Source organism: Haladaptatus sp. CMAA 1909, assembly GCF_043952005.1.
Lineage (GTDB): Archaea > Halobacteriota > Halobacteria > Halobacteriales > Haladaptataceae > Haladaptatus.
The window spans coordinates 170847-191077 of sequence record NZ_JBIOAV010000001.1; the positions used below are offsets into that span (position 1 = coordinate 170847).

General features: G+C 63.2%; 21 protein-coding genes and 1 tRNA gene. 13 read left to right on the plus strand and 9 right to left on the minus strand.

The window, feature by feature from the left end:
• Window positions 1–140: 140 nt before the first annotated feature.
• The gene (locus tag ACGYLY_RS00940) at window positions 141–2363 is read right to left on the minus strand and encodes a CDC48 family AAA ATPase (RefSeq protein ID WP_231185339.1); all 2223 of its coding nucleotides are present in this window, start codon (window positions 2361–2363) and stop codon (window positions 141–143) included.
• 198 nt (window positions 2364–2561) lie between these two features.
• On the opposite strand from ACGYLY_RS00940, the gene larC reads away from it, so the two are divergent.
• Both larC and ACGYLY_RS00950 read left to right on the plus strand, forming a co-directional pair.
• Window positions 2562–3944 (plus strand): nickel pincer cofactor biosynthesis protein LarC, encoded by a 1383-nt coding sequence (larC, locus tag ACGYLY_RS00945; protein ID WP_395283667.1) that lies wholly within the window; start codon window positions 2562–2564, stop codon window positions 3942–3944.
• A gap of 25 nt (window positions 3945–3969) precedes the next feature.
• Window positions 3970–4194: a hypothetical protein gene (locus ACGYLY_RS00950; protein ID WP_231185337.1), complete on the plus strand. Its 225-nt coding sequence runs from the start codon at window positions 3970–3972 to the stop codon at window positions 4192–4194.
• Between the two features lie 66 nt (window positions 4195–4260).
• Here the strand turns inward: ACGYLY_RS00950 and ACGYLY_RS00955 are convergent, their stop codons facing one another.
• Entirely contained in the window at window positions 4261–4989 is a 729-nt protein-coding gene (locus ACGYLY_RS00955) for a hypothetical protein (protein WP_395284184.1), read from the minus strand.
• A gap of 87 nt (window positions 4990–5076) precedes the next feature.
• Here ACGYLY_RS00955 and radB point away from each other — a divergent pair, with 87 nt between their 5' ends.
• A complete protein-coding gene (radB, locus tag ACGYLY_RS00960) occupies window positions 5077–5775 on the plus strand; it encodes a DNA repair and recombination protein RadB (protein WP_395283668.1) in 699 nt (232 codons plus the stop codon).
• A 119-nt stretch (window positions 5776–5894) separates the two neighbouring features.
• Here the strand turns inward: radB and ACGYLY_RS00965 are convergent, their stop codons facing one another.
• Window positions 5895–7037, minus strand: a complete 1143-nt coding sequence (locus ACGYLY_RS00965; protein ID WP_395283669.1) for a CBS domain-containing protein — start codon at window positions 7035–7037, stop codon at window positions 5895–5897.
• A 94-nt stretch (window positions 7038–7131) separates the two neighbouring features.
• On the opposite strand from ACGYLY_RS00965, the gene ACGYLY_RS00970 reads away from it, so the two are divergent.
• The 5 genes from ACGYLY_RS00970 to ACGYLY_RS00990 all read left to right on the plus strand — a co-directional run bounded on the left by ACGYLY_RS00970 (window position 7132) and on the right by ACGYLY_RS00990 (window position 9625).
• Window positions 7132–7434, plus strand: coding sequence for a lycopene cyclase domain-containing protein (locus tag ACGYLY_RS00970; RefSeq protein WP_395283670.1), 303 nt, complete (start codon window positions 7132–7134; stop codon window positions 7432–7434).
• Window positions 7435–7608: 174 nt separating this feature from the next.
• Window positions 7609–8277 (plus strand): hypothetical protein, encoded by a 669-nt coding sequence (locus ACGYLY_RS00975; protein ID WP_395283671.1) that lies wholly within the window; start codon window positions 7609–7611, stop codon window positions 8275–8277.
• 228 nt (window positions 8278–8505) lie between these two features.
• Window positions 8506–9129 carry a hypothetical protein gene (locus tag ACGYLY_RS00980; protein ID WP_395283672.1) on the plus strand — a complete coding sequence of 208 codons (624 nt, stop codon included), beginning with the start codon at window positions 8506–8508 and terminating at the stop codon, window positions 9127–9129.
• 1 nt (window position 9130) lies between these two features.
• Window positions 9131–9313 (plus strand): hypothetical protein, encoded by a 183-nt coding sequence (locus ACGYLY_RS00985; RefSeq protein WP_395283673.1) that lies wholly within the window; start codon window positions 9131–9133, stop codon window positions 9311–9313.
• Window positions 9314–9472: 159 nt separating this feature from the next.
• Entirely contained in the window at window positions 9473–9625 is a 153-nt protein-coding gene (locus ACGYLY_RS00990) for a hypothetical protein (protein WP_395283674.1), read from the plus strand.
• Window positions 9626–9831: 206 nt separating this feature from the next.
• Here the strand turns inward: ACGYLY_RS00990 and ACGYLY_RS00995 are convergent.
• Window positions 9832–9905: transfer RNA gene (locus ACGYLY_RS00995), tRNA-Val, on the minus strand.
• Between the two features lie 166 nt (window positions 9906–10071).
• On the opposite strand from ACGYLY_RS00995, the gene trpD reads away from it, so the two are divergent.
• The 4 genes from trpD to trpG are packed head-to-tail and all read left to right on the plus strand — an operon-like array spanning window position 10072 to window position 13947.
• Window positions 10072–11076 carry an anthranilate phosphoribosyltransferase gene (trpD, locus tag ACGYLY_RS01000; RefSeq protein WP_395283675.1) on the plus strand — a complete coding sequence of 335 codons (1005 nt, stop codon included), beginning with the start codon at window positions 10072–10074 and terminating at the stop codon, window positions 11074–11076.
• Window positions 11073–11711 (plus strand): phosphoribosylanthranilate isomerase, encoded by a 639-nt coding sequence (locus ACGYLY_RS01005; RefSeq protein WP_395283676.1) that lies wholly within the window; start codon window positions 11073–11075, stop codon window positions 11709–11711. The genes trpD and ACGYLY_RS01005 overlap by 4 nt, the downstream gene beginning before the upstream one ends.
• A complete protein-coding gene (trpE, locus tag ACGYLY_RS01010; protein ID WP_395283677.1) occupies window positions 11708–13330 on the plus strand; it encodes an anthranilate synthase component I in 1623 nt (540 codons plus the stop codon). Before ACGYLY_RS01005 ends, trpE begins: the two co-directional genes overlap by 4 nt.
• Window positions 13327–13947, plus strand: a complete 621-nt coding sequence (trpG, locus tag ACGYLY_RS01015; protein WP_395283678.1) for an anthranilate synthase component II — start codon at window positions 13327–13329, stop codon at window positions 13945–13947. Before trpE ends, trpG begins: the two co-directional genes overlap by 4 nt.
• On the opposite strand, the gene ACGYLY_RS01020 is transcribed toward trpG, so the two are convergent.
• The gene (locus ACGYLY_RS01020; RefSeq protein WP_231185324.1) at window positions 13920–14084 is read right to left on the minus strand and encodes a hypothetical protein; all 165 of its coding nucleotides are present in this window, start codon (window positions 14082–14084) and stop codon (window positions 13920–13922) included. The genes trpG and ACGYLY_RS01020 overlap by 28 nt on opposite strands.
• Window positions 14085–14433: 349 nt before the next feature.
• Between ACGYLY_RS01020 and ACGYLY_RS01025 the strand changes: the two genes are divergently transcribed.
• Window positions 14434–17514: an adenosylcobalamin-dependent ribonucleoside-diphosphate reductase gene (locus tag ACGYLY_RS01025; RefSeq protein WP_395283679.1), complete on the plus strand. Its 3081-nt coding sequence runs from the start codon at window positions 14434–14436 to the stop codon at window positions 17512–17514.
• Between the two features lie 87 nt (window positions 17515–17601).
• Here ACGYLY_RS01025 and ACGYLY_RS01030 read toward each other — a convergent pair whose 3' ends face one another.
• The 4 genes from ACGYLY_RS01030 to ACGYLY_RS01045 are packed head-to-tail and all read right to left on the minus strand — an operon-like array spanning window position 17602 to window position 20139.
• The gene (locus tag ACGYLY_RS01030) at window positions 17602–17889 is read right to left on the minus strand and encodes a hypothetical protein (protein ID WP_231185322.1); all 288 of its coding nucleotides are present in this window, start codon (window positions 17887–17889) and stop codon (window positions 17602–17604) included.
• On the minus strand, window positions 17886–18161 hold the full coding sequence (locus tag ACGYLY_RS01035; protein ID WP_395283680.1) for a winged helix-turn-helix domain-containing protein: 276 nt from the start codon (window positions 18159–18161) through the stop codon (window positions 17886–17888). The genes ACGYLY_RS01030 and ACGYLY_RS01035 overlap by 4 nt, the downstream gene beginning before the upstream one ends.
• Before the next feature lie 40 nt (window positions 18162–18201).
• Window positions 18202–19677 carry a molybdopterin-dependent oxidoreductase gene (locus tag ACGYLY_RS01040; protein WP_395283681.1) on the minus strand — a complete coding sequence of 492 codons (1476 nt, stop codon included), beginning with the start codon at window positions 19675–19677 and terminating at the stop codon, window positions 18202–18204.
• Between the two features lie 3 nt (window positions 19678–19680).
• On the minus strand, window positions 19681–20139 hold the full coding sequence (locus tag ACGYLY_RS01045) for a PGF-CTERM sorting domain-containing protein (protein ID WP_395283682.1): 459 nt from the start codon (window positions 20137–20139) through the stop codon (window positions 19681–19683).
• Window positions 20140–20231 lie beyond the last annotated feature (92 nt).

The following is a 20231-nucleotide window of genomic DNA, read 5'->3' on the forward strand; positions in this document are numbered from 1 at the left end:
CTCCGATTTTCCGGGCCGACGACTGAATGGAGCGTAGCGAAGTGAAGGAGGAGTGCTTTTGATGAACCTTTTACAGGGAGGCTGTCAGCGGTCGCGTGCCGTAGCGCGCGACCGCTGACTTCCGACCGTCGTAAAAGGTTCTATTGGAAGCCGATGCGGCCGCCGGTCTGGCGCTGCGGACCGGACGACCCGCCCTTGAACTCCTGTTCCATGTCGGTGTAGTAGTCGAGGAGGTCCTCCGTGACCGTGGCGCGGACGCTCTCCATCGCGGCGCGGAAGTGTCGCATCTCGACTTCCTCCGCGTCGTCGTCCTCGCGCAGGGCCTCGATTGCGGCCTCGCGGGCGATGGATTCCAGGTCGCTGCCGACGTAGCCGTCGGTCATCTCCGCGAGTTCGCGCAGGCTCACGTCGGGCGCGAGCGGACTGTCCTCGGTGTGGATCTTGAGGATCTGTTCGCGGCCCTCCTCGTCGGGTTGGCCGATCATGACGAGGCGGTCGAAGCGACCGGAACGGATGAGCGCCGGGTCGATCATGTCCGGGCGGTTGGTCGCGCCGATGACCATCACGTCGCCTTTGTCCTCCAACCCGTCGAGTTCGGTGAGGAGCTGGTTGACGACGCGCTCGGAGACGTTGCTCCCGACCTCCTGTCCCCGTCCGGGGGCGAGGCTGTCGAGTTCGTCGAAGAAGATGACCGTCGGGCTGACCTGCCGCGCCTTGCGGAACGTCTGCCGGATGGCCTTCTCGCTTTCCCCGACCCACTTCGACAGCAGTTGCGGGCCGCGGACGCTGATGAAGTTGGCGTTCGTCTCGTTGGCGACCGCTTTCGCCATGAGCGTCTTCCCGGTTCCGGGCGGCCCGTAGAGCAGGACGCCGGACGGCGGTTCGATTCCCATGCGTTCGAACTTTTCCGGCGAGGAGAGCGGCCATTCGACGCTCTCTTTGACCTGACTCTTGGGGTCTTCGAGGCCGCCGACGTCGTCCCACGACACCTTCGGGAGTTCGACGAGCACCTCGCGCATCGCGGAGGGTTCCACCTCGTTCAGCGCGCCGCGGAAGTCCTCGCGCTTGACGATCATCCGGTCGATGAGCGACGGCGGGATGGACTCCTCGTCCAGATCGATTTCCGGCAGGTACCGCCGGAGCGCCTTCATCGCCGCCTCCTTCGTCAGGCTCTCAATGTCGGCACCGACGAACCCGTGCGTGTCGTTCGACAGGCCGGGGAGGTTCACGTCGTCCGAGAGCGGCATCCCGCGGGTGTGTATCTGCAGGATTTCCGTCCGTCCCTCCTCGTCCGGCACGCCGATTTCGATTTCGCGGTCGAAGCGGCCGGGGCGGCGGAGCGCCGGGTCCACCGAATCGACGCGGTTCGTCGCGGCGATGACGATGACCTGTCCGCGCGCTTCCAACCCGTCCATCATCGTGAGCAGTTGGGCGACGACCCGACGTTCGACTTCGCCGGTCACGTCCTCGCGTTTCGGCGCGATGGAGTCGAGTTCGTCGATGAAGATGATGGAAGGGGATTCCTCGGCGGCGTCCTCGAAGATTTCACGGAGTTGTTGTTCGGACTCGCCGTAGTATTTCGAGATGATTTCCGGCCCCGCGATGGAGAAGAAACTCGCGCTGGTCTCGTTGGCGACGGCTTTCGCCAACAGCGTCTTCCCGGTTCCCGGTGGACCGTGGAGGAGCACACCCTGCGGCGGTTCGATGCCGAGTTTCTGGAAGATCTGCGGGTGCTTCATCGGGAGTTCGACCATCTCCCGGACGCGTTGGATCTCGTTCTGGAGACCGCCGATGTCCTCGTAGGTGATACCGCCGCCGGTCTTCTCGAAGCCCGAAATCGGCTCTTCCCGCAATTCGACTTCCGTATCCTCGGTGATGAGGCAGACGCCCTGCGGGTCGGTTTCGACCGCGATGAGCGGAATCGCCTGTCCCGGCGAGCGCATGAACGGGTGGTTCGTGCTCGACATGACGGGCACGATGTCGCGTTCGACGACCGGCCGTTTCAGAATCTGTCGTTTGACCATTCCGGCGGCGTCGCTCCCGAACTGGACGCTCGCCTCCTCGGGCGGTGCGAGTACGAGTTTGTCGGCCTTGTCGGCCTCCGCCTTGCGAATCTCGACGCGTTCGCCGATACCGACGTCGGCGTTTTGGCGGGTGAAACCGTCGATACGAACCGTATCGGTGTTCCAGTCCTGCCGGTCGGCACGCCAGACCTTGGCCGCAGTCGTATCTCCTCCTTCTATCTCGATGATATCTCCGGGGCTCAGCTTCAGATGCAAGAGCGTGTCCGGGTCGAGACGGGCGATACCGCGTCCCGAATCGTTCGGATACGCCTTCGCCACCTCCAGTTGCACTTCGTTCATGATTGTTCAGTCACGGGGATAGTTGTGGGTGATAGTTCGCGAGGCATAAGTCCTGTGCTACCGGGGGGTTTGGCCACCCCACCGGCCGCGATGAACAGTACCCGCGTGCGATGGCTGACACTACGTGGGGGCAGTACAAAGGGATAGTGGTGCCGACATGACCGCAGGTGTTTTCGCGCTTCGGAACAGGGACGTGGTATGAGAACGCTTGCGTTCGACGGACGAATGGGAGCCAGCGGGGACATGATCCTCGGAGCGCTGCTCGATGCGGGGGCGACGCGGGACGCGCTCGAACCGGTCGAGAACGCCCTCGACGTGGAGTACGACGTCGAATCGGTCGTCAAAAACGGGATTTCGGCGACGGGCGTCACTGTCCTTCTGACCGACGACGGGGATGAATCGGAACACGGGCACGTTCACGCACACGACGACGACCACGACCATGGTCACGAGCACGACGACCATCATCACGGAGACGAACACGATCACGACCACGATGGAGGTCATCACGCGCATCAGGATCACCACATTCACGAACACGACCACACCCACCAGCACGACCATTCCCACCAACACGCGGAAGGCGCTGGTCAGGTCCGAACCTACCGCGAGGTCATCGACGTGCTCGAATCCATGGCGCTCGATTCCCGCATCGAACGCGACGCGAAGGCCGTCTTCCGGATTCTCGGCGAGGCGGAGGCGAGCGTCCACGACACCGACCTCGATTCGACGCACTTCCACGAGGTCGGGACAGACGACGCCATCGCGGACATCGTCGGTGCATCCTTGCTGTTCGCCGACCTCGACGCCGACCGAATCGTCACGACGCCCCTCGCGACCGGCGGCGGCGAAGTCGGGATGAGCCACGGGACGTTCCCGATACCCGCACCGGCAGTCGTGGAAATCGCGGCGGGTGCGGATTGGTCACTGACCGGCGGTCCCGTGGAAGCGGAACTGCTCACCCCGACCGGTGCCGCGATTTTGGCCCACTTCGCGGACGGCGTCGAGACCCTGCCCACGCTGAACGTCGATGGCTCGGGATACGGCGCGGGCGGACACGACTTCCCCGAACATCCGAACGTGTTGCGCGTCCTCGCCGGCGAGTCGAGCGGTAGTCTCGTGCGCGACGACGTCACCGTCCTCGAAACCAATCTGGACGACGCGTCGCCGGAGGTGTTGGGCGGGCTTCAGGAGACCCTCGCGGACGCGGGCGCACGCGATGTCTCGATTCTCCCCGCCACGATGAAGAAAGCGCGCCCCGGCCACGTCGTGAAGGTCATCGTCAAACCCGAGGACGCCGAACGGGTCGCGTGGAAACTCGCCGAGGAGACCGGAACGCTCGGCGTCCGCGAGGCGGGTGCCAGCCACCGATGGATCGCCCGTCGGGAGTTCGAGACGGCGACGCTGGACATCGAAGGGAAAGAGTACGAAGTCACCGTCAAACTGGCGAGCGACGAGTCAGGCTCAGTCTACGACGTGAGCGCGGAGTTCGAGGACGCGTCGGCCGTGGCGACCGAGACCGGGATCGCGGTTCGAGAGGTCATGCGGCGGGCGGAAGGGGCGATTCACGAAAACCTATAACCGACGATGGGGCGTATTCCGCGACATGGCCCGCGTTCGCGTCCAGTGTCCGTACGAGGGATGTGACGGAATGGACGAGTTCGAAACCGACCCCGACAGCGAAGTCATCGCCCGCGAGAAGGGACACGTTGACGTCGACAGGTTCCAGAAAATCGGTAAGCAACTGCTCTCCGGCACCATCGTGAAGGAAGAACACCTCCAGTGCCCGACGGACGAGACGCATCGGTACACGGTTCTGGTAGAACTCTGAGTCGGCTTTCCCCGTCCCCTTCAGGTTTCTCTCCCCTTTCCTTTCCGGTTTCTCTGCTTCTCTCCCCTACTCCTCGCGGTGTTCCGCTAGCGCCTCCTCGATGGTCAACTCCCCGGCGGCGACCCGCCGAGCCAACTCCTCGTCGATTTCGCGGTTGTCGGCGGAGTGTTCGCGGGACCGGCGCTTGATGACACCGAGTTCACCCTGCGTGGGTTCGATGTCCCGGTCCTCGACGATTTCGCCGTCCAATCTGGCGATGTTGACCGCGGCGAGCACGTCGCCCATGCCGCGCGCGCCGGTGCCGAGATACGGCGTGGTTCCGGTTTCGTCCACGAGTTCGACCCGGACGTCTTCGAGTTCGCGGATGAGTTGTGCGCCCTGGAGACGCGCGCCGTCGCCGATTCGGATCACGGGGTCGATGGCGCCCTTCGCCTCCGATCGAACCACGTCTGCGGCGTCGGCGATGGGGACGTGAAACGACGCGACCACCATGTCCCCCGAAAGCACGGCGATGCCGGGCCGGGTTCCGGGGTCGATGCCGATGACGGTGCGCCCCTTCTCGCCGCGGAGCACGGCCAACGCCTCCTCGACCGCCTTTCGGGGACGGTTCGGGTCCGCCACGACCGTCGGCAGTTCGGTGGCCACCTCGTCGTCCGCACCGCGAATGACGATCCGAGCGCCGTCGGGGAGTTCACCGCTCGGTTCGATCGTCGTGAACCGGACGCCCCTGTCGCGTAGCTCGCCCACCACGTCGTGGTACACTTCGAAGTCCTCCGTCGCAACGACGACTGTCACTACGCTCCCTTCGACCGGGTGGAATAAAGTCGCCTCGGTCTCCTCGAAAACCGGAACCTTTTGCGTGAGAAGCGCTAATCTCGGCATGTGACCGACGCCGAGAAACTGACGACAGGGTGCCCGCCGGTGGACGACTTGCTCGGGGGCGGCTTGGAGCGCGGAACCGTGACACAAGTGTACGGCCCGCCCGCCGCCGGGAAGACGAACGTCGCACTGGGGACCGCGGTCGAAACCGCACGGGACGGCGGTACCGTGGTGTACATCGACACCGAGGGACTGTCCGTGGACCGCTTCGAACAGATAGCCGCTGCGCGCGCCGACGATATCGACGAAGTCGCGTCCCGAATCGTCATCAAGGAGGCCCTCGATTTCGCGGAACAGCAGGAGGCGGTCAAGGACGTCTCCGAGTTCGCGGAACGGGCGGACCTCGTGGTCCTCGACAGCGCGACCGGATTCTACCGCCTCGAACGCGGCGAGGACCGAGAGGGCGGCGAGGCGCTTCGCGGGGTCGCCCGCCAAGTGACGCATCTCCTCTCGCTCGCGCGCAAACACGACATCGCAGTTCTGCTGACGAATCAGGTGTACACCGACCCGGATTCGGACGGCACCCGACCGCTCGGAGGGCACACGCTCGAACACTGGACGGGCGTCGTCCTTCGCGTGGACCGCTTCCGGGGCGGCAACCGTCGTGCGACCCTCGAAAAACACCGGTCGAAACCCGCCGGTGGCCGCACCCAGTTCCGAATCACGGACACGGGACTCGAAGGAACCCAGGAAAGCGTTTGAGTAGCGGGTGGACGCCCGAGAGGTCGCGTTGCGGAGAAAGGGAAAAGCAGTGAACGAGAGCGGGCCGACCGATCGGACGGGACGACTCCCCGGTTACGTGTCGTCTCGTCGTTTTCGAGTTACAGTTCGTTGAGCTTTCGGAGCAGTTGCCCCTCGTACTCGCGGTCGCTCTGAACGCCCTTCAGTTCGAGGACGTTGCGTTCTAACACGTCGCGGGCGACGTTGAACGCCTGTTCGGACCCGTAACCCTCGCCGGATCCGGCGACCTGACCGCGGTTGGTACGAAGGCGGATTTTACACTGGATGAGCGGCGTTCCGCGGAGTTTCTCCTTGTGTTCGTGGAAGCGCACGTGCGCGTGGCGCACCTGCATGTCCTGATACTTGTCCGTGATCTCCTCGACGCCCTCCCGGATCGCCTGTCGGGAGATGGTATCGAGGAGGTCGATGTTCGTGATCTGTACGTCCATGTGGTCCTCCTCGGTGTAGGTGAGCGCACGGAGCACGTCGGTTTTAGTGAGGATGCCGCCGACCACGCGGTCGTCGTCTTCGGACGTCACGGCCAGTCCGGCGTAGTCCTTTTCGAACATGCGTTCCACCGCGTCCTGCACGCTGTCGCCGAGCGAGATGGTTTCGACGGGACTGGTCATCACGTCGTAGACCGGCAGGTCGAGCATTCGATCGCTGTCACCCATCCGCTCGCCCCGCGTCGGCTTGTCCATGTTCCGGGTGACGAAATCCACGATGTCGTGGGTCGTGACCATCCCGGTGAGGAAGCCGTTTTCGTTCACGACGGGGAGTCGGGAGATGCTGTGTTCGCGCATGAGATTGATGACGCGGCCAAGCGTCTCGTCCTCCGAAATCGTGACCGGATTTTCGGTGTAAATCTGCTGGACGGTGAGCGCGTCGAGGTTTTCGAGGACGCTTTCGAGAATCGTGTCCTCGTCGATGATGCCCCAGAGTTGACCGTCCTCGAAGACGGGTGCGACCTTGGACCCGCCTTCGACGAGTGCGCGGGCGACGTCGCGCACGTCATCGGTGCGGTGCACCTTCGGTGCGGGTTTCGTCAGCGTCGCCACCTTCGTTTGATCCTCGATATGCGATTGAAGGAGTTGTTTCTGGGTGATGACACCGCTGTACGTGCCCGCTTCGGTGACCACGATCCCTTTCGGGTTCTCCTCTTCGAACATCGAGCGGGCCTTACCCAGTCGCTCTTCTGCTTCGATTTCGAAGTAATCGGTGGTCGCAATGTCAGAGATATCCATCGGCGTTTTGAAATACGCGGCCATTCGTCTTGAACTTTGTCGCGGGATGGGCATTTCGGTCGGGTTTTTTGTGGCGCACGCCGTACCATCGAACGTGCTCCCTGACATCGGCGTGGCCTTCGGCCCCTACACGTATATTGTCAGCGAACTGGTGTTCGGAACGTTCGCCCTTTGGCTGCTCGTTCGAGCGGATGCCCTCCCCCGTGCCGGTAAAACCATCCTCGTTCTGTATCCGTTGGCCTACGTCTGGGACTGGTACACCCTTACGATCGGCGTGTTCGCCATTCCGCTTCGAACGGGCATCGAACTGATCGGTATCCCCCTCGAAGAACACATCTTCATCGTCGTCGTTCCGGCCCTCGTATTGGGGATTCACGAGAACCTGCATCACCGTTGAGAATTCTTGAAGAATCGGCCAGTAATTGCCCATTACCACCAGACGGCGACGAGGTGCGAATTTTTTTCCGTCGTTTGTAACCACCCGTTTACTGCTGGTAAATGGTGAATAACAAAGAACAAACCCGGTAATGTTTGAATCCATGCTGGGTTACGAACACGGGGTGGCGTAGTAATGAGCACAATCGGTGACTCCTCCGGCGCGGGTGACAACGATATCGATAACGAAACGGATGACTCGGACTCGACGGTTGCCAAGCAGGTCTCGGATATCCTCGACTCCAACGGTTCGCACGACGAACGTGCAACGCCGCTCTCGCGCGACATGGTCTTCGACGTACTGAAAAACCAGCGACGACGGTACGCCCTTCACTATCTGAAACAGGCGGAGGAAACCGTCCAGTTGAGCGACCTTGCAGAACAGGTCGCCGCGTGGGAGAACGACACCACCGTCGGCGCGATTTCGGCGGCCGAACGGAAACGGGTTTACACCGCTCTCTACCAGTCCCACCTCCCGAAACTCGACGACGCAGGAATCGTGGATTACAACCAAAACAGGGGTATCGTGGAACTCTCCACGGCGGCAGAACAACTCGACCCATATCTCGAAACCAACACGCGGGACGACATCTCGTGGTGTAAACGCTACCTCGTAATCGCGGGCGTCGGATTTGCGCTGCTTACCGCGGCGTGGCTGGAAGTACCTCCGCTCGCGGGAATCGGCGACATCGGGCTCGCTCTTCTCGTCGTCGTCGCGTTCACCGTCGTCGCCGTAGCGCACACCTACGATGCACGACGCACGCCGTCGACCGGCGAACAGGCTCCGGAAATCGCGACCGAATAGGACGGCCGGGTTCTCCCTTCCTCCCCACTCACTAGCGGCCGCTTTTCCACTTCGATACGCGACTGTTGACGTCTCGAAACGACGTGTAAAAACGGGATTTCGAGTCATACCGGTTCCCTGAAACCCTCGTTATCGACCGGTAGCCTCCCCGTGGGCGCGGCGAAACCGACGTTTCAGGATGCATATCATTTCCACAAAGCAGATACTCCCACCGTGAAAAATCCAACCATGCCGTCCCTAACCAAAGACGACGCGGTGCGATATCCCGCTCGCCTGAAGGGAGCGCTCGGACTCCCGGCGTTCCTCGTCGGCTACCTCCTCACGTTCCTCTGGGGTGTCGGTCGCCTCCAATCCATCTTCGGGGAACTTCTCGTCGCAAAATCGTCCTCGACTCCTCCCACGTTCGCGCAGTTCCTCGCGAACCACGGCGCGAGCGTTCCGACGTGGAAGGGCGTCGGGTGGCTGTTCTACAGCGCCCACTTCGTCTCCCTTTCGGGTCCCGTCCAGCCGAACATCATCAGCGACGCCGGTGGGTCGCTCTCCCTGCTTCGACTCGTCCCGCCGGTGGTCCTCGTCCTTGCGGGTGCGCTGGCGGCACACGGTTCCTACGGTCGCACAATCTGGCACACGGGCTACTCCGGCGCGCTGATATTCCTCGGCTACTTCCCCGCCGCCGTCGCCGGGAGCCTCCTGTTCGTGGTCGCTATCGGACTTCCGATGCGGCCAAACGTCCTGTACAGCGCCGTCCTCGTCGGAGCGGTTTACCCCATCGTGTTCGGTGCCATCGGCGGCGGCTTGATGCACGAGGTCCACAAACGAAGCGTTCGACGGGAAACCGCGGTCCCGAGCTAACATGGTTTCACACGAGAACAAGGTCATCCTGTTCGCCATCCTCGTCGCCCTCCCGGTGACGCTCGGAGCGCTCCGGGTGATCAACGACTACTGGTTCGACCTCCCCACGTGGGTCGGCGGTGCCGCCATGTTCCTCGTGGCCGTCATCGTCCCGCAGTTGTACATCGGCTACACCGAGGGGTAGGAAAAATCGGAACTTCCGCCGCTCGCTCGTCGTTTTCCGGCTCGTTCGCGACCAGTAGAATTAACTCCTCGCACTATGATATGTCGGACGAAGCAACAGGGTTTGCCAAACGGCCGGAGGTGGAAGCTCCGACCCTGCTTGCTTCAGGTCCACTGAAGCATGTCCGACAATGATTCTCCCCAAGAAAAGCGTACCGCAAAGCGAACGCTCATCGACGACTGCCCGTACTGTGACGAACCTGTCACGATGATAACGGTCAAAGACCCCGAGTACATGTATCTGTGGCCGTGCGGCCATCGGATGCCGATTTAGGGTTCGGTTGATTTTGTGCGGACCACTTGCTAAAGAGCCGGTTTTGAGTGAGGTTTGGGCAGATTTGAACCTCGCCGAGACGTTCCTGCTCGCTCCACTTCGTTGCGCTCCGCGGGCATGCGTCTCGTCCGGTTCAAACTCCCCAAAGAAGACTTTCCGCGCTACCGCGACTCGCTTCGCTCGTCGGTTGGTAGCGCGGAAAAGTATGGGTTTGGGCAGATTTGAACTGCCGGCCTCCTCCATGTCAAGGAGGTGTCATAACCAACTAGACCACAAACCCAGTCGGCTTCGTCTGAACGCATTCATCAGTTACCCGCAAGGGTAATTGAATGTTTCGAAACGCGGTTCTGTCTGTCGGTTTCACCCACACCCCCTCCCGACGACACCTTTATGGTGATGTACGTATGTGTTCATTACAACCCAAACACGTTCATTGGTGTTCCACTATGCAGGATTACATCGAACTCGTCACCGACGGGCAGGACCTCACTGTAGCACAAGCACGGGAGGCGGCGTCCGCCGTCTTCGACGGGGCCACGGAGGCCCAAATCGGCGCGCTCCTCACCGGCCTGCGCGCCAAGGGCGAAACGGAGGCCGAAATCGCCGGCTTCGCGCAGGGGATGCGCGGGGCGGCGCGGACGATTTCGCCCGACCGAACGCCGCTTGTGGATACCTGCGGAACCGGCGGCGACGACTACAACACCATCAACGTCTCCACCACCTCGGCCATCGTCGCCAGCGGCGCGGGCGTCCCAGTGGCGAAGCACGGCAACTACTCGGTCTCTTCCTCCTCGGGAAGCGCCGACGTGCTCGACGAAGTCGGCGTCGTCGTGGACTCCGAACCGCCTGCGGTCGAACGCGCCATCGAGGAACAGGGCATCGGTTTCATGCTCGCGCCCGTGTTCCACCCGGCGATGAAGGCCGTCATCGGCCCGCGGAAGGAACTCGGCATGCGCACCGTGTTCAACGTCCTCGGGCCGTTGACCAACCCCGCGGGGGCAGACGCGCAGGTCGTCGGCGTCTACGACCCCGACCTCGTGCCCGTTCTGGCCCGCGCGCTCTCGCACATGGACGTTTCCCACGCGCTCGTCGTCCACGGGTCCGGCATGGACGAAATCGCGGTTCACGGCGAAACGACGGTCGCAGAAGTCGAGAACGGAACCATCGAGGAGTACACGCTCTCGCCCGCGGACCTCGGCGTCGGCGAACACGACGTGTCCGCCGTCGCGGGCGGGTCGCCGTCCGAAAACGCGGCGGACCTCCGCGGAATCGTGGAGGGAACCGTCGGCGGCGCGAAACGGGACATCGTGCTGGCGAACGCCGGGGCCGCGATTTACGTTTCCGGACGGGCAGATTCGCTCATCGACGGCGTCGAACGGGCCCGGAACGCCATCGACTCGGGAAGCGCGGGCGAGCAACTTGCCGCCATGACGGGGGCGCTCTCGGCATGACGCGCGTGAAAATCTGCGGCCTGACGAACGAGGAGGACCTCGCGGCCGCAATCGACGCCGGTGCGGACGCCATCGGCCTGCTGGTGGACGTGCCGGTCGATTCGCCGCGCGAGATCTCCCCGACCCGGGCCGCCGAACTCGCCCGAGAAATCCCGCCGTTCGTCTCGACGGTCCTCGTGACGATGCCCGAAACGACGGAGCGGACCGTCGAACTCTCCCGACTCGTCGAACCGGACGCCGTCCAAGTTCACGGAACCAGCGTCGGCGACCTCGCGTACCTCACGGCGAACGCCGATGCGGACGTGGTTTGTGCCATCGACGCGGCGACCGATCGCCCCGAGCGGTACGACAGCGTGGCCGACGCGCTGTTGCTCGACGCGGCGGAAACGGGCGGCACCGGCGAGACGCACGATTGGGACCGTGCACGCGAACTCACCGAATCGCTCTCGTCGCCGGTTCTCCTCGCTGGCGGCTTGACGCCGGAGAACGTCACGGACGCGGTTCGGACGGTCGAACCGTTCGCCGTGGACGTCGCGAGCGGCGTCGAATCCAGCGGCGGACGAAAGGACCACGCCGCCGTCGAATCCTTCGTCACGAACGCGAAACGACGCCGAGAGGCACCCATTCACCAATGAACAGGAAGCAGTTCGAAGCGCTCGCGAACGGGAGCAGCAGCGATAGCGACGGAGACGGAGACGGCAACGACGACAACAGTAACGAGGGTGCCATCCTCCACGCCTCCGCCGACCTCGACGTGGCCGTCGACCCGCTGACCGCGTACTCGGTGCTCGGCGGCGGCGAGTACGATTACCTCCTCGAAAGCGCGGACAAAGTCGCCTCCAGCGACCCCTACGGCGCGTTCGACGCCGGACGAGGCGGCTCCGGAACCGGTCACGATAGGCGAGCGCGCTACTCCTTCGTCGGCTACGACCCCGTCGCCGTCGTTTCCATCGACCCGGACGAAACCCGCGTGACGACGCTGGACGACGACTGGGAGGAAGGGCGGATGAACGACGAGTCCGACGGCGACGTCCTCGACGCGCTCCGCGAGACGCTCCCGAATGCGCCACGTCGCGGGTTCCCCAACGACGAAGGGTTCTGTGGTGGGTTGGTCGGATTTCTCGCCTACAACGCCGTCTACGACCTCTGGTTGGACGAACAGGGCGTCGAACGCCCCGAAACCGACCTGCCCGACGCGCAGTTCGTCCTGAGTACGAAAACGCTCGTCTTCGACCACGCGGAGGAGTCGCTCTCGCTCGTGTTCACGCCGTTCATCTCGCCGGACGACGACGTCGACGAACGCTACGACGAGTTGGTTGCGGAACGCGAGCGGGTCGCCGCCGCGCTCGAATCGGCAGACTCGCCGTCGTTCGGCGACTACGACCCGACGGACGGGACGGCGGGACCGCAAGCGGAGTACGAAGCGGCCGTGGAGCGGGCGAACGAACACGTCGCCGCGGGCGACATCTACCAAGGCGTCATCTCGCGCAAGCGAACCGTCGAGGCGGGAATCGACCCACGAGCGCTCTACGCGGCGCTCCGGGACGTGAACCCCTCGCCATACATGTACCTCCTCGGTCACGACGATTTGAGCATCGTCGGCGCGAGTCCGGAGACGCTGGTGTCGGTGCAGGGCGGCGAAATCGTCTCGAACCCCATCGCTGGGACCTGCTCCCGCGGCGGCAGTCCGATGGAGGACCGTCGCCTCGCCGGCGAACTCCTCGCCGACGAAAAGGAGCGGGCGGAACACGCCATGCTCGTCGATTTGGCCCGAAACGACGTGCGACGGGTTGCAGAGTCGGGGAGCGTGAGCGTCGAGGAGTTCATGAACGTCATCAAATACAGCCACGTTCAGCACATCGAGAGTACCGTGACTGGGACGCTGGCGGCCGACCGCGACGCCTTCGATGCGGTCCGGGCGTCGTTCCCGGCGGGAACGCTGACCGGCGCGCCCAAAATCCGGGCGATGGAGATAATCGACGACCTCGAGCGGACGCCTCGGGACGTCTACGGCGGCGGCGTCGGCTACGTCTCGTGGACGGGCGACGCCGACTTCGCCATCGCCATCAGGACGGCGACGATTTTGCACGGAACGACGGACGAAATCACGGTGCAGGCGGGAGCGGGTATCGTCGCCGATAGCGATCCGTCCGCCGAGTTCGAGGAGACGGAACAGAAGATGGGCGGCGTGCTCGCCGCGCTGGAGGCGCTCGAACGACCGCCGGAGACGGAACTCGCGGAGGTGTCGAAATGATCCGCGTGCTGTTCGTGGACAACTACGACTCGTTCACGTACAACCTCGTGGAGTACACCGAGGACGCGCTCCGGGCGAGCGGCGAGGAGTTCGAAACGACCGTCGTGAAAAACACGGCGTCGCTGGGCGATATCCGCGACTTCGACCCCGACGCGATAGTCATCAGTCCGGGGCCGGGCCATCCGGCGAACGAGCGCGACGTCGGCGTCACGGCGGCCGTGCTCCGCGAACTCTCCCCCGAGATACCGACGCTCGGCGTCTGTCTCGGGTTGGAAGCCGCGATTCACGAGTACGGCGGCGAAATCGGGCGCGCACCGGAACCGGTCCACGGGAAGGCGTTCCCGGTCGAACACGACGGAGAAGGGGTTTTCGAGGGAATCGAGCAGGGCTTTCAGGCCGGACGGTACCACTCGCTCGTCACGACGAGCGTTCCCGACCCGTTCGAGGTGAGCGCGACGACGACCCACGACGGGACGGACCTCGTGATGGGGATCCGCCATCGAGAGTACCCCATCGAATGCGTGCAGTTCCACCCCGAGAGCGTTCTCACGGCGTGCGGGCGGGAGTTGATCGCGAACTTCCTCGCGCCCTATATCGTCAGCACGCCCGCGCCGTAGAGCGCGGCGACGACGAGGACGCCGACGATGGCGATGCGAAAAAGGACGCTGATGGCGAAACGGATGGCCATGACGAGCAGGATGACGGCGACGACGGCCGCCACGATTCCGACGGGTTCGATGGCGAGGGGTAGCATGCGAGAAATGAATCCCTACTGATTGGTAAACGTATCGGTAGTGTCGTTTTTCGTGCGGACAAAAATCGCATGAAGGAAGCGAAGTAATACATCATTACTGCAAGAAATATCGGCTTTCCGGTCACTTTCGCTCCGGTCTGAACACTCTTATATTCCTCCGCGTCTTACTAAGAGATAGGCCGAAGAAAATACGCAGAGGCATCACTATTCAACCACACTTGAAATAAAGAAAGTAAACTTAATTGGGGTTGGGGTAAATGGATTCTTCGTCACGAATGAAACGGGTCTACGTGAGAAATCAAGAGCGAATCGACGTGCAGAGTAGCGAACGAACGGTGGTGGCGCACAGATGAGCGGCGCGCACGAGGCGGACGCCGACGACGTAACCCTCCCGGTGAAGCGAACCGAGGGCGACACGCTCGAAGACCGGATGACGGGCAACGCCTACAACAACATCCTCCCGGCCCGGTATCTCCGGAAGGATGCGGACGGCAACCTCGTCGAATCCCAAGACGACCTGTTCCCGCGCGTCGCGAAGAACATCGCGCTCGCGGAGGCCGTCTACGAAGCCGAAAAGCAGGGCGTCTCGCTCACCGTCACGCCGGAACAGCTGAAACCCGGCCACCCGCGGCGCGACGAACTCGCGGCCGAGGTGTTCGGCAAAGGGACGACGGCAGAGGACGACGCGGAGACGACGCTTTCCGTCTACAACGTCAACAAGTTCGCCTACGAGACGGTCGTTCCCGAACTCCCCGACGACATCCGCGAACACGTGGAGTCCGTCCGGGACGAGTTCGACGAACTGATGGGACAGCTCTCGTTCGTCCCCAACTCGCCGACGCTGATGAACGCGGGCGACGAACTGCAACAGCTTTCCGCGTGTTTCGTCGACTCGCCCGACGACGACATCACGAACATCCACCAGACGGCCAAGGAGGCCGCCGAGGTGTTCCAGTCCGGCGGCGGAATGGGCTATGCCTTCTGGCGACTCCGACCGTACGGCGACGCGGTGGGTTCGACGGGCGGCATCGCATCCGGTCCCATCACGTTCATGCGCACCTACGACCAGATGTGCGAGACCATCGCGCAGGGCGGTGCCCGGCGCGGCGCACAGATGGGCGTCATGCGCGTCTCGCATCCGGACGTCATCCAGTTCATCCACTCGAAGAACAAGGACGTGAGCCTCGCAAACACGCTCCGCCTGAACGACCCCGACGACTACACGCACACGTCGTTCAAGGACGCGCTGGAGGAGGCCCGCGAACTCATCGACGACGACGGCCGCGTCCCGAAACACCTCCGGAACGCCGCCGAGGGTCACCTCTCGAACTTCAACATCTCCGTCGGCGTGACGGACGACTTCATGGAGGCGTTGTACAACGACGAGGAGTTCGTCTTCACCAACCCGCGCACCGAAGAACCGCACGTCGCCACCGAACACACCGAGGAGATGTACGACATGTTCGGCCTCGGCGATTACGTCACGCCGGGTGAAGTTCTTTCCATCCCCGCGACGGTCCTCTGGGACCGCATCGTGGAGGGCGCGTGGGAGAACGGCGAACCGGGAATCATCTACCTCGAACGGGTAAACAAGGAGCATTCCTTCGATGTCGAGAAACATCCGGACCACCGGATTTTGGCGACGAACCCCTGCGGTGAACAGCCGCTCGAAGAGTACGAGGCCTGCAACCTCGGCCACATCAACCTCTCGACGCTCGCCGACGTCGACGCGCCGGACTGGCGCGTCTGGTACGAGAACAACGGCGACGACTACGGGTCGCGCTCGGAAGCCGTCGACGCCTTCCTCCGAGAGGGTATCGACTGGGACGAGTTCGACCACCGCATCGAGTATGGTACTCGATTCCTCGAAAACGTCGTCACGATGTCCGACTTCCCGGTCGAGAAGATAGAACAGAAGGTCCGGGACATGCGGAAGATCGGACTCGGCGTCATGGGTCTTGCCCAACTCTACATCCAACTCGGTGTCCGCTACGGCTCCGAGGAGGGCAACGAAATCGCCAAGCAGTTGATGACCCACATCAACCACGAGTCGAAGTGGGCGTCTCACGAACTCGCGGAAGCGCGTGGCTCGTTTAACGACTGGGAGGACTCGAAGTACGCGAACCCGACCGAGTACGCCGACTGGTTCGAAGGCCAGACCGGCCTCGACGCCGAGAAGTGGAAGGACGGCTTCCCGGTCCGCAACCACAACACGACCACCATCGCGCCGACGGGCACCACCTCGATGGTCGGCAACACCACGGGTGGCTGTGAGCCGATTTACAACGTCGCCTACTACAAGAACGTCTCCGACGACGTGCAGGGCGACGAGATGCTCGTCGAGTTCGACGACTACTTCCTCCGCACGCTGGAGGCGAACGACATCGACGTGGACGCGGTGAAGGAGGAGGCCCAGACGCAGATGGCGAACAACCGGTTCTCCGGCGTCGAAGGGTTGGAAACCGTCCCGGACGCCATCGGCGAACTGTTCGTCGTGACGGGCGACCTGACCGGCAAGCAACACGCCGCGGTGCAGTGTGCCTGCCAAGAGGGTGTCGACTCGGCCATCTCGAAGACCTGCAACTTCCCGAACTCCGCCAGCAAGGAGGACATGGACGAGGTGTACCGCTACATCTACGACCACGGCGGCAAGGGTGTCACGGTCTACCGCGACGGCACGCGCTCGAAGCAAGTACTCACCACGCGCGCCGACAACGCCGAGTTCGCCGACGAGGAGGAAGCGGCCGAAACCATCGTGGGGCAGATAGAGGAGGTCTTCGGCGGCGTCGAAGGCTTCATCGAGAACGAGGAGGTTCGGGCCGCACTCGGCACCGAACTCGACGACTTGTTCGACGAGGGCGTCACCGGCGGCGCGTACGCCCAGGAACGTCCCCGGCCGGACGTCCTCCACGGCGTGACCCAGCGCGTGGACACCGGCTACGGCAAGATGTACATCAACATCAACGAGGACGAGAACGGCGAACCGTTCGAGTTGTTCGCCACCATCGGCAACTCCGGCGGCTTCACCAACTCCTTCACGGAAGCGTTGGCGAAGGTCATCAGCTACGCGCTCCGCAGCGGCGTGGACCCGAACGAAATCGCCTCCGACCTGCAGGGCATCCGCAGTCCGAAGGTCGCGTGGGACAAGGGCGAACAGATCAACTCCATCCCGGACGCCATCGGCGTCGCAATGCGGCGCTATCTCGACGGCGAAATCGAGAAGGCCTACCCGCAACAGCAGACGCTCGAAGAGACGGCGGACGAAACCGAAACCGACGGCGGCGCGGCGAAAGCCGAACAGAAGGACGCCTCGCAGTCGCTCATCGACGCGGGTGAAAGCCCGGAATGTCCCGAATGTGGGTCGCTCTCGCTGTACTTCTCGGAAGGCTGCAAGACCTGCGAGTCCTGTGGCTGGAGCGAGTGTTCGTAAATAGCTTCCGAAGGAAATAGTCCGTTTTTCCGTCCGTTCTTCTTTCCGCCTCTCTCGTTTTTCCCTTCTCTTATTTTACGTTTCCCGCTACTTCACCGTCACCCACGTCAGGAACACGAGCGCGACCAACTGGAGCGCGCGGAGAACCAACACGGCCTGTTGGACCGCCGGGTCGCCGGAGTAGAACATTTTCATGCCGAAGAAGTAGTAGATGGCGACGGCGTTTTCGGCGAGCATCACGAGGGCGAAGGCCAGCAGGCCGAGAACGAGCGAGGTTCTGAACTTCAGATAGCTTCGTACCCACACGGCGACCAACACTGCCAGTAGGAGGATGTTCACGACCGCGAGCCCGCTTGCGATTTGTATCGAGTTCATTCTATCTGTTCCATTATCTCCTCGAACGCGTCCCGATGGTGTTCGAACCGGTCGGTGAGAAAGTAGAGCTTTCCGTACGCGTTGTCTCCGGGTTCGACGACGCCGTGGTCCACGAGCATGTCGAGGTGGTGGCGAACCGTCTTGTACTCCACGTCGAGCGATTCCGCCAGTTGATTCGCGTTCCGTGGGCGCTCCGAGAGGGCGCGAATGATGCGTGCGCGGTTCTCACCGCCACGTGTCGCCGTGAGTAAGTACCAGAGCGCCTTGTCCATCGAACGGTCACTTGGTTGGGAGTCATGCAGCCAGATATATCTACGGCTCGATACGCTTCGAGACCCACCCCGTCGCCCCGTTCGGATAGGCGTTCGCTTCGGCCTTCGACTGCAGGTTCCCCCGTCCATCCGTCGCGCGGACGACGACGTCGTGTGCCCCCGACGCTTCGTAGGTGTGTTCCCACTGCCGCCACACGTCCGTTCCCGGAAGCGGCTCGGAGAGCTTCGCGTCGGTCCACGACCCCCCGCCGTCGGTGGACACTTCGACGCGTTCGATGCCGCGCGTTCCGGCGTAAGCGTGCCCGCCGACTTGCACCCGACCGCCGTCCACATGATTGACGGCGTGGAGTTTGGCGACGGTGTTGACCGGTCCGGTGCCGTGCCACCCGCGTTTCTCCCAGTAGCCTTCGGCTTCTTGCTCCAGCACTTCGATTTCCGAGAGCCATTTGACGTTGATTTCGCCCCAGTGGCCGGGAATCAGCGCCCGAACGGGATGGCCGTGGGACCGCGGGAGCGGGTTCCCGTTCATCTCGTAGGCCAGAAAGCCGTCTTCGAGCGCCGCGAGGGGGAACTCCTCGTAGTAGTCGTCCGCGGCGCGGAACATGACACAGCACTCGTCGGGCATCGTCGTTCCCTCGAACAGCGCCGAAATCGGGACGCCCGTCCAGAGTGCGTTGTCCATCTTCTTCCCGTTGAGCGACTCGCCGACGCAGCGGAGGGTGATGAACCGGTGTTCTTCGGACATCGATTTCAGGTCGTCGAGGGTGAAGTGCAACTCCTCCTCGACGGCACCCGTCACCGCGAGTTCCCAGTCGTCCGCCGACACCACCGGGTCTACGCTGTTGATGTCCACCTGATAGAACTCCGTGCTCACCAGTCCTTCGAGTCCGTCGATGGCGAGCGATTTCGCATCGGCCTCGTCGAGGAGCGACCGGACGTCGCCGCTCACCGGACCGGTTCGCTTCGGCGTGTCGTCGCCGCGTCCGGCCCCGAGCGCGCCGCCGACGCCGCCGACCGCGACCGCTCCGACGAGCGCCCGGAGGAGGCTCCGTCGCGTTTCGGACACCGGTTCCTCCGTGTTCGAACGAAACCGGGACGCCGCGACGACGATTCCGGCACCCGCTCCGGCGACCAGCGCGGAGACGGGAGCGCCGGTCAACGCTAACGCGGGTGCGACACAGAGGAGGCCGGCGACCGGCGCGGCGGGAACGTCGGCGGCGTCCGCTATTCGGACGCCGACCGCCGCGGTCACCGCGAACAGGAGGGTCGTCAGGACGAGCGCCAGCAGGAACCCGAGTTGGTCGCCGAGATCACCGAGCGTCTGTATCGACCACGCGATGACCGCGCTGGGCGTGGTTTCGACCACGAACGCGCTGACCGGCGCGGCGACGAACGAGGGGGTGAAGCCGACCACGGCGTACGACCCGGCGACGGCGGCCACGCCGGCGAGGAGGGCGATCGCTCCGTCGGTCGCCACGTCCACGAGCGAGTTCGCGGATGGTTGGTCGGCTGTCATGGTTCACCGGTTCCGTGCGACGAACAGCGCGCCGGCGACGAGCGCGACCAACGCGACTCCGATGCCGAATCCGGGAAGGGACGTATCCGAGTTTCCGCTCCCGCCGTCGTTCGTGCCGTCGTCGGTCATCGTTTCGTCGGTCATCCCGTCGTCGTCCATCGTGTCCGTCGTGGTCATCTCCTCGTCGGTCGTCTCGTCGTCCATGGAATCGGTGGTCGTCATTTCGTCATCGCCCATCGTATCCGTCGTGGTCATCTCCTCGTCTCCCATCGAATCCGTCGTCGTTGTCATGGAGTCGTCCATGCTGTCGTTCATCGTTCCGTTGCCCATGGTGTCCGTTGTCGTCGTTTCCTGCTGTGCGAGCGGCGCGTTCGAAACGTCGTTCGCCGCTGCGCTTACCGTCACGGGAACGGCACAAATCGTCAGTACGACCGCCAGTACGAGCATGCGTTTGGAGTGCATGTTCGAATCGAGCCTTCCCCATTAAATAGCCGTTTTTCGAACTCTCACCCGTTCTCCCCCGATTTCCACCCACTCTCTTCCAAATCTCTTCC

Bases quoted from the DNA above. Each gene is read 5' to 3' on its own strand.
- ACGYLY_RS00940 (WP_231185339.1), bottom strand. From the start codon at position 2,363: ATGAACGAAGTGCAACTGGAGGTGGCGAAGGCGTATCCGAACGATTCG.
- larC (WP_395283667.1), top strand. From the start codon at position 2,562: ATGAGAACGCTTGCGTTCGACGGACGAATGGGAGCCAGCGGGGACATG.
- ACGYLY_RS00950 (WP_231185337.1), top strand. From the start codon at position 3,970: ATGGCCCGCGTTCGCGTCCAGTGTCCGTACGAGGGATGTGACGGAATG.
- ACGYLY_RS00965 (WP_395283669.1), bottom strand. From the start codon at position 7,037: ATGGATATCTCTGACATTGCGACCACCGATTACTTCGAAATCGAAGCA.
- ACGYLY_RS00975 (WP_395283671.1), top strand. From the start codon at position 7,609: ATGAGCACAATCGGTGACTCCTCCGGCGCGGGTGACAACGATATCGAT.
- ACGYLY_RS00980 (WP_395283672.1), top strand. From the start codon at position 8,506: ATGCCGTCCCTAACCAAAGACGACGCGGTGCGATATCCCGCTCGCCTG.
- ACGYLY_RS00985 (WP_395283673.1), top strand. From the start codon at position 9,131: ATGGTTTCACACGAGAACAAGGTCATCCTGTTCGCCATCCTCGTCGCC.
- ACGYLY_RS00990 (WP_395283674.1), top strand. From the start codon at position 9,473: ATGTCCGACAATGATTCTCCCCAAGAAAAGCGTACCGCAAAGCGAACG.
- trpD (WP_395283675.1), top strand. From the start codon at position 10,072: ATGCAGGATTACATCGAACTCGTCACCGACGGGCAGGACCTCACTGTA.
- ACGYLY_RS01005 (WP_395283676.1), top strand. From the start codon at position 11,073: ATGACGCGCGTGAAAATCTGCGGCCTGACGAACGAGGAGGACCTCGCG.
- trpE (WP_395283677.1), top strand. From the start codon at position 11,708: ATGAACAGGAAGCAGTTCGAAGCGCTCGCGAACGGGAGCAGCAGCGAT.
- trpG (WP_395283678.1), top strand. From the start codon at position 13,327: ATGATCCGCGTGCTGTTCGTGGACAACTACGACTCGTTCACGTACAAC.
- ACGYLY_RS01020 (WP_231185324.1), bottom strand. From the start codon at position 14,084: ATGCTACCCCTCGCCATCGAACCCGTCGGAATCGTGGCGGCCGTCGTC.
- ACGYLY_RS01025 (WP_395283679.1), top strand. From the start codon at position 14,434: ATGAGCGGCGCGCACGAGGCGGACGCCGACGACGTAACCCTCCCGGTG.
- ACGYLY_RS01030 (WP_231185322.1), bottom strand. From the start codon at position 17,889: ATGAACTCGATACAAATCGCAAGCGGGCTCGCGGTCGTGAACATCCTC.
- ACGYLY_RS01035 (WP_395283680.1), bottom strand. From the start codon at position 18,161: ATGGACAAGGCGCTCTGGTACTTACTCACGGCGACACGTGGCGGTGAG.
- ACGYLY_RS01040 (WP_395283681.1), bottom strand. From the start codon at position 19,677: ATGACAGCCGACCAACCATCCGCGAACTCGCTCGTGGACGTGGCGACC.
- ACGYLY_RS01045 (WP_395283682.1), bottom strand. From the start codon at position 20,139: ATGCACTCCAAACGCATGCTCGTACTGGCGGTCGTACTGACGATTTGT.